15 protein-coding genes are annotated in these 14,396 nt (G+C 70.7%); 8 read left to right on the top strand and 7 right to left on the bottom strand.

Annotated features, from left to right (window positions below; all coding sequences use genetic code 11):
• Nucleotides 1-71 precede the first annotated feature (71 nt).
• From ACSYGO_RS09180 to ACSYGO_RS09170, 3 genes are all read right to left on the bottom strand, one after another.
• A complete protein-coding gene (locus ACSYGO_RS09180) occupies nucleotides 72-998 on the bottom strand; it encodes a hypothetical protein (RefSeq protein WP_460386443.1) in 927 nt (308 codons plus the stop codon).
• A gap of 135 nt (nucleotides 999-1,133) precedes the next feature.
• Nucleotides 1,134-1,439: a hypothetical protein gene (locus tag ACSYGO_RS09175; protein ID WP_435222767.1), complete on the bottom strand. Its 306-nt coding sequence runs from the start codon at nucleotides 1,437-1,439 to the stop codon at nucleotides 1,134-1,136.
• Nucleotides 1,440-1,560: 121 nt separating this feature from the next.
• The gene (locus tag ACSYGO_RS09170; RefSeq protein WP_426678617.1) at nucleotides 1,561-2,094 is read right to left on the bottom strand and encodes a PadR family transcriptional regulator; all 534 of its coding nucleotides are present in this window, start codon (nucleotides 2,092-2,094) and stop codon (nucleotides 1,561-1,563) included.
• Between the two features lie 121 nt (nucleotides 2,095-2,215).
• On the opposite strand from ACSYGO_RS09170, the gene ACSYGO_RS09165 reads away from it, so the two are divergent.
• A complete protein-coding gene (locus ACSYGO_RS09165; protein ID WP_426678616.1) occupies nucleotides 2,216-2,974 on the top strand; it encodes an alpha/beta fold hydrolase in 759 nt (252 codons plus the stop codon).
• Between the two features lie 66 nt (nucleotides 2,975-3,040).
• Here the strand turns inward: ACSYGO_RS09165 and ACSYGO_RS09160 are convergent, their stop codons facing one another.
• Nucleotides 3,041-3,640, bottom strand: a complete 600-nt coding sequence (locus ACSYGO_RS09160) for a class I SAM-dependent methyltransferase (protein ID WP_460386441.1) — start codon at nucleotides 3,638-3,640, stop codon at nucleotides 3,041-3,043.
• A 152-nt stretch (nucleotides 3,641-3,792) separates the two neighbouring features.
• On the opposite strand from ACSYGO_RS09160, the gene ACSYGO_RS09155 reads away from it, so the two are divergent.
• The 5 genes from ACSYGO_RS09155 to ACSYGO_RS09135 all read left to right on the top strand — a co-directional run bounded on the left by ACSYGO_RS09155 (nucleotide 3,793) and on the right by ACSYGO_RS09135 (nucleotide 8,850).
• Entirely contained in the window at nucleotides 3,793-4,566 is a 774-nt protein-coding gene (locus ACSYGO_RS09155; RefSeq protein ID WP_426678614.1) for an MHYT domain-containing protein, read from the top strand.
• 63 nt (nucleotides 4,567-4,629) lie between these two features.
• The gene (locus ACSYGO_RS09150; RefSeq protein WP_460386440.1) at nucleotides 4,630-7,167 is read left to right on the top strand and encodes a sensor histidine kinase; all 2,538 of its coding nucleotides are present in this window, start codon (nucleotides 4,630-4,632) and stop codon (nucleotides 7,165-7,167) included.
• Nucleotides 7,164-7,598, top strand: a complete 435-nt coding sequence (locus ACSYGO_RS09145; RefSeq protein WP_426678612.1) for a roadblock/LC7 domain-containing protein — start codon at nucleotides 7,164-7,166, stop codon at nucleotides 7,596-7,598. Before ACSYGO_RS09150 ends, ACSYGO_RS09145 begins: the two co-directional genes overlap by 4 nt.
• Before the next feature lie 19 nt (nucleotides 7,599-7,617).
• Nucleotides 7,618-8,013 carry a DUF742 domain-containing protein gene (locus ACSYGO_RS09140; RefSeq protein WP_345657961.1) on the top strand — a complete coding sequence of 132 codons (396 nt, stop codon included), beginning with the start codon at nucleotides 7,618-7,620 and terminating at the stop codon, nucleotides 8,011-8,013.
• Between the two features lie 228 nt (nucleotides 8,014-8,241).
• Entirely contained in the window at nucleotides 8,242-8,850 is a 609-nt protein-coding gene (locus ACSYGO_RS09135) for a GTP-binding protein (RefSeq protein WP_426678611.1), read from the top strand.
• 54 nt (nucleotides 8,851-8,904) lie between these two features.
• Here ACSYGO_RS09135 and ACSYGO_RS09130 read toward each other — a convergent pair whose 3' ends face one another.
• Nucleotides 8,905-9,333 (bottom strand): PPOX class F420-dependent oxidoreductase, encoded by a 429-nt coding sequence (locus ACSYGO_RS09130; protein ID WP_426678610.1) that lies wholly within the window; start codon nucleotides 9,331-9,333, stop codon nucleotides 8,905-8,907.
• 96 nt (nucleotides 9,334-9,429) lie between these two features.
• On the opposite strand from ACSYGO_RS09130, the gene ACSYGO_RS09125 reads away from it, so the two are divergent.
• Together ACSYGO_RS09125 and ACSYGO_RS09120 are read left to right on the top strand one after the other, a co-directional pair.
• A complete protein-coding gene (locus tag ACSYGO_RS09125) occupies nucleotides 9,430-9,843 on the top strand; it encodes a roadblock/LC7 domain-containing protein (protein WP_095932688.1) in 414 nt (137 codons plus the stop codon).
• 127 nt (nucleotides 9,844-9,970) lie between these two features.
• The gene (locus tag ACSYGO_RS09120; RefSeq protein ID WP_432172369.1) at nucleotides 9,971-10,906 is read left to right on the top strand and encodes a DUF6397 family protein; all 936 of its coding nucleotides are present in this window, start codon (nucleotides 9,971-9,973) and stop codon (nucleotides 10,904-10,906) included.
• A gap of 64 nt (nucleotides 10,907-10,970) precedes the next feature.
• Here the strand turns inward: ACSYGO_RS09120 and ACSYGO_RS09115 are convergent, their stop codons facing one another.
• On the bottom strand, nucleotides 10,971-11,837 hold the full coding sequence (locus ACSYGO_RS09115) for an acyl-CoA thioesterase (protein WP_028800292.1): 867 nt from the start codon (nucleotides 11,835-11,837) through the stop codon (nucleotides 10,971-10,973).
• 19 nt (nucleotides 11,838-11,856) lie between these two features.
• Nucleotides 11,857-14,370, bottom strand: coding sequence for a DEAD/DEAH box helicase (locus ACSYGO_RS09110; protein ID WP_432172370.1), 2,514 nt, complete (start codon nucleotides 14,368-14,370; stop codon nucleotides 11,857-11,859).
• Nucleotides 14,371-14,396 lie beyond the last annotated feature (26 nt).

Here is a 14,396-nt window from a genome sequence, read left to right as displayed (position 1 = left end):
TGCCGCCAGGCGACTTTGCGGAGTCGCCTGGCGGCACGGCGACTCCGCCGGGTCGCCCGGGGCGTGGCCGCTCAGCTGGGGCGTACGGCCATCTTGTCGAGCGCCTCCAGGAGGCCGGGCAGCTCCGGACCGCGACCGACGGGCAGGACCTCGCCCGGCTCCTCGTCGAGGAGGACGAACGCGATGTCGTCGGTCCTGGCGACCAACGACCAGCCGGGGCCGTCGGCCCGCAGAGTGCGGGCGTCGCCCGTGGCGAAGGACGAGCGGACCCGGCCGAGCGGAGGCGGTGTGTCCACGTAGGCGCGGGCCTCGGCGAGGACCCGCCGGATACCGCTGCTCCGCTCTCCGGAACCGGCACCGTCCTCCTTCGAGGCGGTCCCGGCCTCACTCTCGGAAGCCGCGCCCTCGGAGTTCGCGCTCTCCGACGTCTCGGCGTCGGAGGTCTCCGAGGGTGCGCCGTCACCCTTCGGCGCCTCGTCCCCCGGCTGCAGGAAGTCGCCGTCGTCGATCTGCTCGCGCCAGATCGCCCACTGGAGGGCGATCTCGTCGGCACCGAGACGCCGCTGAGCCGGCCCCCACGTCGCCGTGTCCGGCGGAGCGAGGGGAGGCAAGTCCGTGAGCTCGGGCGACGGATCGTGCGGAGCGGGCACCCCGGGGGCCGCCACCGCCACGTCTAGGGGCCAGCCCGGCAGGGCGGCGACGACCGTGCGTTCGTCGGGGGAGAGTTCCTGCTCCATGCCGCAGTCCCAGGCGGCGATGGCGACGGCGACCAGCGACACGTCGTCGACGACGACCGTCCACCTGGCGCCCTCGCTGTCCTGGCCGAGCACCAGGCCGTATCCGTCGGCGAGCGGCGCGAGGTCGAGCGCTGCGCAGGCCTCCGGGTAGTCGTCGCCCAGCACGCTGGGGAACTTCGCCGGTGTCAGCAACACCGCCGTCAGCACATACAGTGCGTCGTCGTCCCCGGTGGCGACGGCTTCGTCGTCCGTCCCGGCCATCCCAGCCTCCCGATCGCTACGTCCGTCGGCGCACCCTAATGCGACCGGAACCCGCTTGTCACGGGTCCCCGACACACGCGGAGCTGCAGTTTTCCGGCTGGACAGGGGCGAATCGGCCGTCCGGGTAACCGCGGGTCACACCACGGGCAGCCCGAGGAGCGTACGCGCGACCGTCCGCGGCGATTCGTCGCGCTCCCGAGCCAAGGCGATCACGGCACGGCACGCCAATTCGTTCACCCCGAACGACAGCGCCTCCGGAGACACCCACCCCGCCGCCTCGTCGATCCGGTCCTGGTCGTCCTCCGCGCACGCCTCCACGTACGCGGCGGCCGCTTCGAAGAGATTGTGCGTGCGCCTTTGGGCGGCGGGCGCCGCGGGCCTGGGCTCCTCGTTCCGCTCGGCCGCCTTCTTGCCCCAGGTCTTGCGGAGTCTGCCGAACATGCCGGACATCGGGCCACCTTCCCCCAGTGCGGTTGCCATCGTCGACTGCTCATCTGCTTTTGTTCAACGTAGAGTTGAAGTCCCGGCGGCAGAAGAGGGAACGGCCGTGACGTTGCGCCGATCACCTGCTGCCGGCGTCGAGTGAGGCGACGGTCTCCCGCAGCCACGCCAGTTCGGCCTCGCTCGTGGCGCGGGCGATCGTGAGGATGCCGCGCCGGAAGGGGTCGTCGAAGTCCTCGGCGCGCAGCGGCCGGTCGCCGTCGTAGAAGAAGCTCGCCGGCTCCTCCAGGAAGGCGAGCCGACGGCGCAGCACGGTGGCCTGCGCCCCCGGGTCCTCCAGGTGCCGGAGGAAGGCCAGCACCGTGAACCAGCGGTTCTCGTCGGTGATGTCGCTCCGCGACGGCTCCGCGAGTCGGCGCCGCAGTTCGCGACGGCCCTCCTCGGTGAGGGTCAGTTCATGGCGCGGAGCGGCGACCGATCCGGGGCGGGTCGCCCGCTCCAGCAGCTCCGCCTTCTCCAGCCGCTTGATGGCCGGATACAGCGTGCTCTCGGCCACGGGCTTCACATGCCCGGTCAGCGCGGTGATGCGCTTGCGCAGCTCATAGCCGTGCAGCGGGGCGTCGTACAGAAAACCGAGGATGGCCAGCTCCAGCATGGCCTCATTGTGCCGCAGTCCCGCTGTACATCGACCTCTGAATACTCCGCACCCGTAATACCTCGCCTCCGATGTATACTCCTAGGAGGGACGAGGAACCATGAGGGCAGGGGAGACAGGGATGAAGCAGGCCGAGTTCGACGACAAGGGAAGCTGTGTCCGCTGGACGGAGGCTGCGGGCGTGGACCCGGCGCGGGTGTACGTGCACGGCCTGGGAGCGGCCTCGACCGTCTATCACGCGCACGTCGCCGCCCGTCCCGAACTGGCGGGCCGTCGCACTCTGTTCGTCGACCTGCCCGGCCACGGCATCAGCGACCGGCCCGCCGACTTCGGGTACACCCTGGAGGACCATGCGGACGCGCTGGCGGCCGCTCTGGACGCCGCCGGGGTCTCCGGGGCGGAACTCGTCGCCCACAGCATGGGCGGCGCGGTCGCCATCGTGCTCGCCCACCGGCGGCCCGATCTCGCCTCACGGCTGGTCCTGGTGGAGGCCAACCTCGATCCGTATCCCCCGGGCACCACGGGCAGCAGCGGCATCGCCTCCTACGAGGAGGTCGACTTCGTAGAGAACGGCGGCCACGCGCGCGTACTGGAGAAGGTCGGCCCCCTGTGGGCGGCCACCATGCGACTCGCGGACCCCCGCGCCCTGCACCGCACGGCGACCGGTCTGAAGCACGGCACGAACCCCACGATGCGCCGCCTGCTCGAAGCGCTGACGGTGGAGCGCGTCTACCTCCAGGGCGAGTGCAGCGACGAACTGCCCGGCAGGGAAGCCCTGGAGGACGCCGGAGTGCGCGTCGTGACCGTGCCGGGCGCCGGGCACAACGTCATGTTCGACAATCCCGACGCCTTCGCGGCTGCGGTCGCGGGCACTCTCTGAGGCGTCGGCCGCGCCGTGCCGGTGGCGCTGACGTTCGTGCGACGGGCTACGTTCGCATAGGACGCCTCAGCCGCGTCGCACGGCCAGTGCGAGGAAGCGGGTGTCCTCGTCGACGTACGACGTCATCTCCCACCCGGCGTCCGCCAGCAAGGGACGCAGATTGGCCTCCGCGCGCAGGTCGTCCGGGGTGATCTGCCTGCCCTGACGGGCCGCTAGCGCGGCGCGGCCGACCGGATGGAACAGCGCCAGCGTCCCGCCCGGCCGCACCACCCGGGCCAACTCCCGCAGATTCGCGGCCGGGTCGGGCAGGTGCGAGACGAGACCCGCTCCGAACACCGCGTCCAGCGACTCCGTGCGCAGGGGCAGCGCGGCGACGTCGGTCAGCAGCAACTGCCCGTCGCGGTCGCGTCCTGCCCGCACGGCGGCCTCCAGCATGGCCGGGGTCAGATCGGCCCCGACGACCGCTCCCGAGGCCCCCACGGCCGCGCGCAGGGGCGGCAGGGCCCTCCCGGTGCCGCAGCCCGCGTCGAGCACGCGGTCGCCCTCACGCAGGCCCATGGCGGCGACCGCGGCCGCGTAGGCCGGCCCGTCGTCGGGAAAGCGCGCGTCCCAGTCGGCCGCGCGAGCCGCGAAGAACTCCTGGACATGTGCGTGGTCGTCGGTCATGGTCCGCATGATCCCTCACCGACACGATGGACGTCGTGGTGCACACGTTCGGGCGTGACGCGATCGTCCAGGTACATCTCTTCGTCATATTCCAACAGCTTTCGAAATGCGCCCCCGTTGTGCGCCCCTGCCGGGACTAGCGTCCCTGGGCCATGGGACACCTGGACCACGCCGCATTCGGCTGGCTGACCCCCGTACTGTCGTACGTGATGGCCTGCATAGGCGCCGCCCTCGGGCTGCGCTGCACCGTCCGCGCGCTCGCCGCGACCGGACGCTCCCGCCGCAACTGGCTGCTCACCGCGGCCTCCGCGATCGGCACCGGCATCTGGACCATGCACTTCGTGGCGATGCTCGGCTTCAGTGTCAGCGGCACCGAAATGCGCTACGACGTGCCGCTGACCGTGCTCAGCCTGATCGTCGCCATGGTCGTCGTCGGCGCCGGCGTCTTCGCCGTCGGCTACGGCCGTGACCGGGGCCGCGCGCTCGTCCTGGGTGGCCTCACCACCGGGCTCGGCGTCGCGAGCATGCACTACCTGGGCATGGCCGCGCTGAGGCTGCACGGCCACGTGCGCTACGACCCGACGCTCGTCGCCCTCTCCGTCGCGATCGCCGTCGTCGCGGCGACCGCGGCTCTGTGGGCGGCGCTCAACATCAAGTCACCGGTTGCGGTCGCCCTCGCGTCCCTCGTCATGGGCGGGGCGGTGAGCAGCATGCACTACACCGGAATGATGGCGGTGGGCGTGCGGGTCAGCCCCTCCGCCGGGACACTCCCCGGGGCCACGGCGATGCAGTTCATCTTCCCCCTCGCCGTCGGCCTCGGGTCCTACCTCTTCCTGACGTCGGCCTTCGTCGCCCTGTCCCCGACGTCCGAAGAGCGTGAAGCGTCCGCGTCGGCACAGCGGCCGGTCGAGAGCGTCGCCCGCTGACGGCGCGGGCCCGGAGCCACGGCGGCCGGGAGCGCGCCCCGAACCTCTCCGAGCGAGGAGGCCATGCGTACACCCCGTAGGACCCCGACGTCCGGCGCCGAGCCGCCGCCCCAGCCACCCGCACGCGGCCGCCGCGCGCACGCCGGACCGCCGGCCGACGAGCGTGCGGACACCGACGACACCCTCGCCGCACCACCGCAGGCGGCGACCACGCGCGCGGGGCGGTGGCACATCCGCCCGCGCACCGTACGAGCCAAGATCGTCTGCCTCCTCATGGTGCCGGTCATGTCGCTGCTCGCCCTGTGGGCCTACGCCACGGTGAGCACCGCCCAGGACGTCGCCCGGCTGCGGCAGTTGCAGCGTGTGGACTCCACGGTCCGGAGCCCGGTCGCCGACGCCGTCGCGGCCCTCCAGGCCGAGCGCATCGCCGCCGTGCGCTACGCGACCGACCGTGCCGTCGAACGGCCCGGCGATCTCAAGGAGTCGGCACGGCGCACGGACCGAGCGGTGGCGAAGCTCCGGATGGGCGACCACAACACCGTCGCGGACGGCGCGGACCTTCCCGCGGGTGTGGCCGGACGCCTGGACGCGTTCGTCACCGCCGCCGACGGACTCGCGTCCCTGCGCACCGCCGTACTGGAGCGACACGCCGACTGGAACGAGGCCTACCGTCGGTACACCCGGACGATCTCGACGGCCTTCGGCGTGGGCGGTGCGCTCACCGGCATCCCGGACGACGACCTCGGCTCCGACGCGCGCGTGCTGCTCGAATTCTCCCGCGCCGGCGAAGCGCTCGCCCAGGAGGACGCGGTGCTGGCCGGCGCCCGGCTCGCCGGGCGTCTCGACGGCGAGCGGCTACGGCTGTTCACCGGTGCCGTGGCCACCCGCCGGACCCTGACGGACTCCGCGGTGGGGGACCTGCGCGGAACCGAACGAGCCGCCTGGCAGGACCTCGTGGAGGGGAGCGCGTACACCGACGTGCGCGCCGTCGAGGACAAGGTGCTCCTCTCCCAGCCGGGCGCCAAGGCGCTCGGCGCCGCACCGGAGGCCGACTGGGACGCGGCTCACGCGCGCGTGCAGGACGGCATGCGCACCATCGAGGCGAACGCGGGCCGGGACGTCGCGGACCGCGCCGACCCCGTCACCCGCGGTGTGCTCACTCCCGCCGGCGCCGCCGTCCTCTTCGGGCTCGCCGCCGTCGTGGCGTCGCTCGTGATCTCCGTACGCATCGGACGGGCCCTCGTCGTCGAATTGGTGAGCCTGCGCAACACCGCCCTGGAGATCGCACGGCGCAAGCTCCCGCACGCGATGAGCAGACTGCGAGCGGGGGAGGAGATCGACGTACGGGCCGAGGCTCCGCCCGGACCGTCCGCCGAGGACGAGACCGGACAGGTCGCGGAGGCCCTCGGCACCGTGCACCGGGCCGCCCTGCGCGCCGCCGTCGAACGCGCGGAACTCGCCAGCGGAATCTCCGGCGTCTTCGTCAACCTCGCCCGCCGCAGCCAGGTGCTCGTGCACCGCCAACTCAACCTGCTGGACAGCATGGAACGCAGGTCCGAGGACCCGAACGAACTGAGCGACCTGTTCCGCCTCGACCACCTCACCACACGCATGCGACGCCACGCGGAGAGCCTGATCATCCTGTCCGGGGCGGCACCGGGCCGCGCCTGGCGCATGCCGGTCTCCCTGACCAACGTGGTCCGCGCGGCCGTCTCCGAGGTCGAGGACTACGCGCGCGTGGAGGTACGGCAACTCCCCGAGGCGTCCGTCGTCGGCTCCGCGGTGGCCGACCTCACGCACCTCCTGGCGGAGATCGTCGAGAACGCAGCACAGTTCTCGCCGCCGCACACCAGGGTGCGGATCACCGGCGAGCCGGTCGGCAACGGCTATGTGATCGAGGTCGAGGACCGGGGGCTCGGCATGGGCAAGGAGCGGCTCGCCGACGCCAACCGGCGCATCGAGCAGTCCGAGGCCCTCGATCTGTTCGACAGCGACCGGCTCGGCCTCTTCGTGGTGAGCAGGCTCGCCGCCCGGCACGACATCAAAGTGCACCTGCGGACCTCGCCCTACGGCGGCACCACAGCGGTCGTCCTGCTGCCCACCGTCCTGCTCCACAGCGGCCCGGCGGAACGTTCCACCCGCCGGACCGACACCGAGAAACCCGAAGTGCGTGAGTACGCGCGGGTGTCCGCGGTCCCGGAACAGGAATCCGTGCCGGCCATCACCGAGAGGCCCGCGCTGGTGCCGCCGGTGCAGAGCGGCCCGGAAGCCCCTGAGCCCGGCCCGCCGGACAGCCCGACACCCCCGGTCGGCACCCTCCGGCTGCACCGTCCGCCGGACGACCCCGACAGCTCCGACGATCTCCCCAAGCGGGTGCGGCAGGCGAACCTGGCCCCCCAACTGCGCGCTCAGCGGTCCGAGGAGCCCACGGAAAGAGCCACGGATTCCCCCCACGACGGCAAGCGCACACCCGAACTCGTACGTGACCGCATGGCCGCCTACCGCGACGGCTGGGTGCGCGGCGGCGGCAGACCGCCCGGCCGCGGAGCCACCTCCGGCCCGGCAGCGGGCCGCGACAGCAGGGAAGGAGACCCCGCATGATCCAGGACCCGAGCACGAAGGGCCAGCGGTCCGGTGAACTCGACTGGCTGCTCGACGACTTGGTGCTGCGCGTAGCCGCCGTGCGGCACGCCGTGGTGCTGTCGAACGACGGGCTCGCGGTCGGCGCGTCGACCGGCCTGCGCCGCGAGGACGCCGAACATCTCGCGGCGGTCGCCTCGGGATTCCACAGCCTGGCCAAGGGCGCGGGACGCCACTTCGGTGCCGGCGGCGTACGCCAGACGATGGTGGAGATGGACGACGGATTCCTGTTCGTCGCCGCCGCGGGAGACGGTTCCTGCCTCGCCGTGCTGACCGCCGTCACGGCCGACATCGGTCTGGTCGCCTACGAGATGGCGCTGCTGGTCAAGCGCGTGGGCGAGCACCTCTACACGCCGCCGCGCGTCGGCGCGCAGCCGCCCGCGGCCAGGTGACCGAGGACGGGCGGCACACATGACCGAGGACATGCCGGGCAGCCAGTGGTTCGACAACGAGGCCGGACCGCTCGTCCGTCCCTACGCCATGACGGGCGGCCGCACGAAGCCGGGCCCCACCGGCGTGCGGTTCGACCTGATAGCCCTGGTCACCCTCGACACCGGCGCACCCGGCGCGGACGACGACACCTCACTCGGTCCGGAGCACCGGGCGCTGATCGAACTGTGCCGCGTCGAGACGCAGTCGGTCGCCGAACTCTCCGCGGACGCCGACCTCCCCGTCGGGGTGGTCCGGGTGCTCCTCGGCGACCTCCTGGAGCTCGGCTGCGTCACGGTCAGCCGCCCGGTGCCGCCCGCCCAACTACCCGACGAGCGCATTCTGCGCGAGGTGATCGACGGCCTGAGGGCGCTCTAGATGAACAGCATCGGCCCTCCCTATGCGCTTTTCGTGCTCCCGATCCGACACCGAACGGACGTGAGCCGGTCACGACGGTCAGCTTGCGGTCCTGTCCCTCGAAGCAGGAACGCAGTTGTCATGATGCTGAATTCGCTGATTCCGAGCCCGCGTACACCTGTCCCCACGAGCACCCCGCACCGCCGTACCGACGTCGACCCTTGTCGGCACTCCCGAGAGAAGTGATCGATGGTCTCCGAGAACCTCGACGCCCCGAGTGGCGAGACGGCCGCCGCTCTGGCCCTGAAGATTCTGGTCGCCGGTGGATTCGGCGTCGGCAAGACGACCCTGGTGGGCGCGGTCAGTGAGATCAGGCCGCTGCGGACCGAGGAACTGCTGAGTGAGGCAGGTCAGTCGGTGGACGACACGGACGGCGTGGACCAGAAGGTCACCACCACCGTCGCGATGGACTTCGGGCGGATCACCATCAGGTCCGGCCTGTCGCTCTACCTCTTCGGAACCCCGGGGCAGGACCGGTTCTGGTTCCTGTGGGACGAACTGTCACAGGGGGCGCTCGGCGCCGTCGTCCTCGCCGACACCCGGCGGCTCGAAGACTGCTTCCCCGCCGTGGACTACTTCGAGCACCGGCACATCCCGTTCGTCGTGGCCGTCAACTGCTTCGCTGGTGCACGCACCTACGGTGCGCAGGACGTCTCCCGCGCCCTCGACCTCGACCGCGGCACGCCGGTGGTGCTCTGCGACGCGCGCGACCGCGACTCCGGGAAGGAGGTGCTGATTCGTCTCGTCGAGTACGCCGGGCGGGTGCACACCGCCCGGCTGCTCGACTCGGTCGGCTGACACGGCGAACGGCCGCTCGGCAAAGGGCGGCCGTTCGCGCACGGACCGCGAGGCTCAGGCGGAAACCGAGGCGTAGGCCACGACCTTCTCGATCCTCACCCGGACGAGGAGTTCACCCGGAACACCGTTGCGTTTGCCGAACTCCTCGGCGCGCTCCTCGCCCATGTAGCGGGCGGCGATCCTGGTCGCCCAGTGGAGCAGTTCGCCGGACTCCTCCGAGAGCGTGGCCCGTCCCTCCAGCACGACGAAGTCGAAAGGCGGCCGGTCGTCGTCCACGCACAGGGCGACCCGGCCGTCCCGAGCGAGGTTCCTTCCCTTGACGGTCTCCTTCCCGGTGTTGAAGACCAGCTCGTCGCCGTCCAGCACGAACCAGATCGGCGCGACGTGAGGGCCTCCGTCGGCCCGGACGGTGGAGAGTTTTCCGGTGCGCGTGCCCTGTGAAACGAACGCGCGCCATTGCTCGTCGGTCATCTTCTCTGCCATGCCGTCCATCCTCCTTGCTCGGACGACGGGTGTGGGGAAGGCTGGCTGGTCAGATCCTCCAGCCAGGGGGAAGGACTTCAGGGGGAAGACCGGATCATGGCGCAGAACACGGGACTCGGCTGGCTGCTGGACGACCTCACGCAGCGCGTCGAACACGTACGGCACGCCTTGGTGCTGTCCAACGACGGACTGGTGACGGGGGCGAGCACCGGGCTGAGGCGGGAGGACGCCGAGCATCTCGCGGCCGTCTCCTCGGGCCTGCACAGTCTGGCCAAGGGCTCAGGCCGTCACTTCGGCGCCGGACACGTGCGCCAGACGATGGTGGAGTTCGACGACGCGGTGCTCTTCGTCACCGCCGCCGGGGACGGCAGCTGCCTGTGCGTCCTCAGCGCCGCGGAGGCCGACATCGGCCAGGTCGCCTACGAGATGACACTGCTCGTGAACCGCGTCGGCGAGCACCTCGGAGTGGACGCGCGGCAACGTGAGGGATCGCCCATCGTAGATCTCTGACCTGGGCAAATGTAGGTGCGGTCGAGGTTGTCCACAGGCTCCCCGCGATGTCCGCCCAGCCGGATACGGTTTTTCCCGAAGCGAGCGCACATCGGCGCGAGCAACCGACTCCACGGGGGAGACCGTCATGTCCGGCCGCACCATCGCGCAGTCCACCACCTCGTCGTTCAGCCGTGCCGCACGAGAGCTGGAGCTCAGGCGTGGCGAGTTCGACCTCGCCCTGCACCTCGGCTGCATCCGCTCCGTCCCGGACGAGGGCGGCGGGGGACGCCGTGTCACTCGCGGCGAGATCGACCGCCTGCGCACCGCGGACGGCTTTCCCGAAGCACTGCGCGAGCGGGTCAAAGCCGTCGGCACGACGGATGGTGCCGCTCTCATGGGCGTGACCACCGCCCGGTTCACCCGCCTGGCACGCCTGGGCCTGATCGTCCCGGTCAGGTTTTATCTCAACCGCTATCGGGCCGTGGTCTGGCTGTATCTCGCCGAGGAACTGCGCCAGTTCGCGACCGACGAGCAGAACGCTCCGCTGCTCACCGGCCGTACACCCGAGAGGCTCCGTGATCAGCTCGACGAAGGAGTCGACCTTCGGCCCCGCAACTGGCGAGGACGTCACATGGGCTTCCTGCTGCGGCAGACCGAGGATCCCTGGGCGCGGGCCGCGGTCGTGGCGTCGCTGCTCGACCCCACGCATGTGGCGGAGGTCGTCGCCGACCCGTACGAGCGGGCCCATCTGAACAGTCTCAGGCCCGAGCATCCCTCCCCGGGCGCACCGGACTCTCCCGCCGCGCTCGTCGCCGCCCGCATCACGAGGGCCGACGCGCCCGACGAGATCGGCTGGCTCAAGGCCGACCTGTGCCAGGCGATCGCCGAGGCCAGGGCACTGCGCCCCGCGCCGCAACCGCTGCCGATCGAGGCGGCCGAGGGGAGGGAAGACGAGCCCGGAAGCGAAGGCACGGACGCCCACTCCGGGAGCGAACTCAAGGGGACGGACGACCAGGCCGGCAGCGAGGGGCCAGAGCGGCCACGAGGACTGCTCGGGTGGCTGCGTCGCAGAAACCCCTGACGGCGCGCCTCTCTCCCCGATGCCGGAGGCGCCCTTCACGGACGGTCGGGCACAGGGCACACCCTCACAGCGCCCGGAAGAGCCCCTCCTGCACCACCGAGACGAGCAGGCGTCCTTGAAGGTCGTAGATGCGCCCGCGTGCCAGACCACGCCCGCCCGTGGCGATCGGGGATTCCTGGTCGTACAGGAACCACTCGTCCGCGCGGAACGGACGGTGGAACCACATGGCGTGGTCCAGCGAGGCCATGTCGAAGCCCCGCTTGCCCCACAGCGGTTCCACCGGGATGCGGACGGCGTCGAGCAGCGTCATGTCGCTGGCGTACGTGAGGGCACAGGTGTGCACGAGCGGATCGTCGCCCAGCGGCCCGACCGCCCGCATCCACACCGCGCTGCGCGGCTCGGCGTCCTTGATCTCCTCCGGGGTCCAGCGAAGCCGGTCCGCATAACGGATGTCGAAAGGCTGGCGCCGCGCCATGCGCTCCAACGCCTCGGGGAGCGCGCCCAGATGCTCCTCGATCTCCTGCGTCACCGTCGGAAGCGACTCCGGGTCCGGAACCTCTCGGGCGGGCGGCAGCTGGTGCTCGAAGCTCCCTTCCTCAGGCTTGTGAAAGGAGGCGGTCAGATTGAAGATCGTGCGCCCCTGCTGCACGGCGGTGACACGACGGGTGGTGAACGACCGCCCGTCCCGGACCCGTTCGACCTGGTACACGATGGGCACGCCCGGGCGGCCCGGCCGCAGGAAGTACGCGTGCAGCGAGTGCACGGGCCGGTCGCCCTCGGTGGTGCGGCCGGCGGCGACCAGCGCCTGGCCGGCCACCTGGCCACCGAAGACCCGCTGCAGGGACTCCTGCGGGCTGCGGCCGCGGAAGATGTTGACCTCGATCTGCTCCAGGTCGAGCAGGTCGACGAGCCTCTCGGCTGGGTTCGTCATGTGTGGGATTCTCCTGAGCTCACAGCTGGCCGACATCGGTGACGCGGACGACGGCACGTCCTTCCGCGTCGGAGGCCGTCAGGTCCACCTCCGCGCTGATGCCCCAGTCGTGATCACCATTCGGGTCGGCGAAGGTCTGACGCACGCGCCACAGACCGTTCTCCGGCTCCTCCTCGATGAGGAGCAGCTTGGGCCCACGGGCGTCCGGTCCGGTGCCGAGGTCCTCGTACTCGTCCCAGTACTTGTCCATCGCCTCGCCCCAGGCATCGGCGTCCCAGCCGGAGTCGCCGTCCATCTCGCCCAGTTCGTCGACGTTGTCGAGAGCGGCGAGCTCGACACGGCGGAACATGGCGTTGCGGACGAGGACACGGAAGGCGCGGGCGTTCGACGTGACCGGCTTGACCTGGTCGGCCTTCTCCTGGGCCTCCTCGGCCGTCATCTCCTCCGGGTTGGCGAGCTGCTCCCACTCGTCGAGGAGGCTGGAGTCGACCTGGCGCACCATCTCGCCCAGCCAGGCGATCAGATCCTCCAGGTCCTCGGACTTCAGGTCGTCCGGGACGGTGTGCTCAAGAGCCTTGTAGGCACTGGCCAGGTACCGCAGGACGATGCCCTCGGTGCGGGCGAGCTCGTAGAAGGAGACGAACTCCGTGAAGGACAGCGCCCGTTCGTACATGTCGCGGATGACGGACTTCGGGGACAGCGGATGGTCGCCGACCCACGGGTGGCTCTTGCGGTACGTGTTGTACGCGTGGAAGAGGATCTCCTCCAGCGGCTTGGGGTAGGACACGTCCTGGAGCCGCTCCATGCGCTCCTCGTACTCGACGCCGTCCGCCTTCATCGCGGCGACCGCCTCACCGCGCGCCTTGTTCTGCTGCGCCGCGAGGATCTGGCGCGGATCGTCCAGCGTCGACTCGACGACGGACACCATGTCCAGGGCGTACGAGGGGGATTCGGGGTCCAGCAGGTCGAACGCGGCGAGCGCGAAGGTCGACAGCGGCTGGTTGAGCGCGAAGTCCTGCTGAAGATCGACGGTGAGCCGCACGATGCGGCCGGTCGCGTCGGGCTCGTCGAGCTTCTCGACGATGCCCCCGTCGAGGAGCGAGCGGTAGATGGCGATCGCCCGCCGGATGTGCCGCAGCTGCTGCTTGCGCGGCTCGTGGTTGTCCTCCAGCAGATGCCGCATCGCCTCGAAGGCGTTGCCCGGCCGGGCGATCACCGACAGCAGCATGGTGTGCGTCACGCGGAAGCGCGAGGTCAGCGGCTCGGGCTCGGAGGCGATGAGCTTCTCGAAGGTGTTCTCCGTCCAGCCGACGAAGCCCTCGGGAGCCTTCTTCCGCACCACCTTGCGGCGCTTCTTCGGGTCGTCGCCGGCCTTGGCGAGGGCCTTCTCGTTCTCGATGACGTGCTCGGGTGCCTGAGCCACCACGAAACCCGCCGTATCGAAGCCCGCACGACCGGCGCGGCCCGCGATCTGGTGGAACTCTCGGGCGCGCAGCGTGCGGACGCGGTTGCCGTCGTACTTGGTGAGCGCCGTGAACAGCACGGTACGGATGGGGACGTTGACCCCGACGCCGAGGGTGTCCGTGCCGCAGATGACCTTCAGCAGGCCGGCCTGGGCCAGTTTCTCCACCAGACGCCGGTACTTGGGCAGCATGCCCGCGTGGTGCACACCGATCCCGTGACGCACGTAGCGGGAGAGGTTGCGGCCGAATTTGGTGGTGAAGCGGAAGTTGCCGATCAGCTCGGCGATCTGGTCCTTCTCCTCACGCGTGCACATGTTGATGCTCATCAGCGCCTGCGCCCGCTCCACGGCCTGGGCCTGCGTGAAGTGCACGATGTAGACCGGCGCCTGCTTGGTGGCGAGCAGCTCGGTGAGCGTCTCCGTGAGCGGAGTGAGCATGTACTCGTAGGACAGCGGGACGGGACGGGTCGCCGAGCGGACGACCGCCGTGGGCCGTCCGGTGCGCCGGGTGAGGTCCTTCTCGAACATCGAGACGTCACCGAGCGTCGCCGACATGAGGATGAACTGCGCCTGCGGCAGCTCCAGGATCGGGATCTGCCAGGCCCAGCCGCGGTCGGCCTCCGCGTAGAAGTGGAACTCGTCCATCACGACCTGGCCCACGTCGGCGTGCTTGCCGTCCCGCAGTGCGATGGAGGCCAGCACCTCGGCCGTGCAGCAGATCACCGGGGCGTCGGCGTTCACCGAGGCGTCGCCGGTGAGCATGCCGACGTTCTCGGTGCCGAAGATCTTGCACAGCTCGAAGAACTTCTCCGAGACGAGGGCCTTGATCGGCGCCGTGTAGAAGGTGACCTCGTCACGGGCGAGCGCCGCGAAGTGGGCGCCGGCGGCGATCATGCTCTTGCCGGAGCCCGTGGGCGTCGAGACGATCACGTTCGCACCCGAGACCACCTCGATCAGCGCCTCCTCCTGGTGGGGATAGAGGGTGAGACCGCGTTCCCCGGCCCACGACTCGAAGGCTTCGTAGAGGGCGTCGGGATCTGCGGTCTGCGGGAGCTGATCGATAAGGGTCACGCCCCCATCTTGCCTGTCGACCCGCC

The sequence above is a fragment of the Streptomyces krungchingensis genome (assembly GCF_054729265.1).
The sequence above is the reverse complement of the archived record's forward strand: the minus strand, read 5'-3'. Positions and strand labels throughout refer to the sequence as shown.

Excerpts from the sequence above, each read along its gene's own strand:
- ACSYGO_RS09180 (WP_460386443.1), bottom strand. The coding sequence starts at position 998 with ATGGCCGGGACGGACGACGAAGCCGTCGCCACCGGGGACGACGACGCA.
- ACSYGO_RS09175 (WP_435222767.1), bottom strand. The coding sequence starts at position 1,439 with ATGTTCGGCAGACTCCGCAAGACCTGGGGCAAGAAGGCGGCCGAGCGG.
- ACSYGO_RS09170 (WP_426678617.1), bottom strand. The coding sequence starts at position 2,094 with ATGCTGGAGCTGGCCATCCTCGGTTTTCTGTACGACGCCCCGCTGCAC.
- ACSYGO_RS09165 (WP_426678616.1), top strand. The coding sequence starts at position 2,216 with ATGAAGCAGGCCGAGTTCGACGACAAGGGAAGCTGTGTCCGCTGGACG.
- ACSYGO_RS09160 (WP_460386441.1), bottom strand. The coding sequence starts at position 3,640 with ATGACCGACGACCACGCACATGTCCAGGAGTTCTTCGCGGCTCGCGCG.
- ACSYGO_RS09155 (WP_426678614.1), top strand. The coding sequence starts at position 3,793 with ATGGGACACCTGGACCACGCCGCATTCGGCTGGCTGACCCCCGTACTG.
- ACSYGO_RS09150 (WP_460386440.1), top strand. The coding sequence starts at position 4,630 with ATGCGTACACCCCGTAGGACCCCGACGTCCGGCGCCGAGCCGCCGCCC.
- ACSYGO_RS09145 (WP_426678612.1), top strand. The coding sequence starts at position 7,164 with ATGATCCAGGACCCGAGCACGAAGGGCCAGCGGTCCGGTGAACTCGAC.
- ACSYGO_RS09140 (WP_345657961.1), top strand. The coding sequence starts at position 7,618 with ATGACCGAGGACATGCCGGGCAGCCAGTGGTTCGACAACGAGGCCGGA.
- ACSYGO_RS09135 (WP_426678611.1), top strand. The coding sequence starts at position 8,242 with ATGGTCTCCGAGAACCTCGACGCCCCGAGTGGCGAGACGGCCGCCGCT.
- ACSYGO_RS09130 (WP_426678610.1), bottom strand. The coding sequence starts at position 9,333 with ATGGCAGAGAAGATGACCGACGAGCAATGGCGCGCGTTCGTTTCACAG.
- ACSYGO_RS09125 (WP_095932688.1), top strand. The coding sequence starts at position 9,430 with ATGGCGCAGAACACGGGACTCGGCTGGCTGCTGGACGACCTCACGCAG.
- ACSYGO_RS09120 (WP_432172369.1), top strand. The coding sequence starts at position 9,971 with ATGTCCGGCCGCACCATCGCGCAGTCCACCACCTCGTCGTTCAGCCGT.
- ACSYGO_RS09115 (WP_028800292.1), bottom strand. The coding sequence starts at position 11,837 with ATGACGAACCCAGCCGAGAGGCTCGTCGACCTGCTCGACCTGGAGCAG.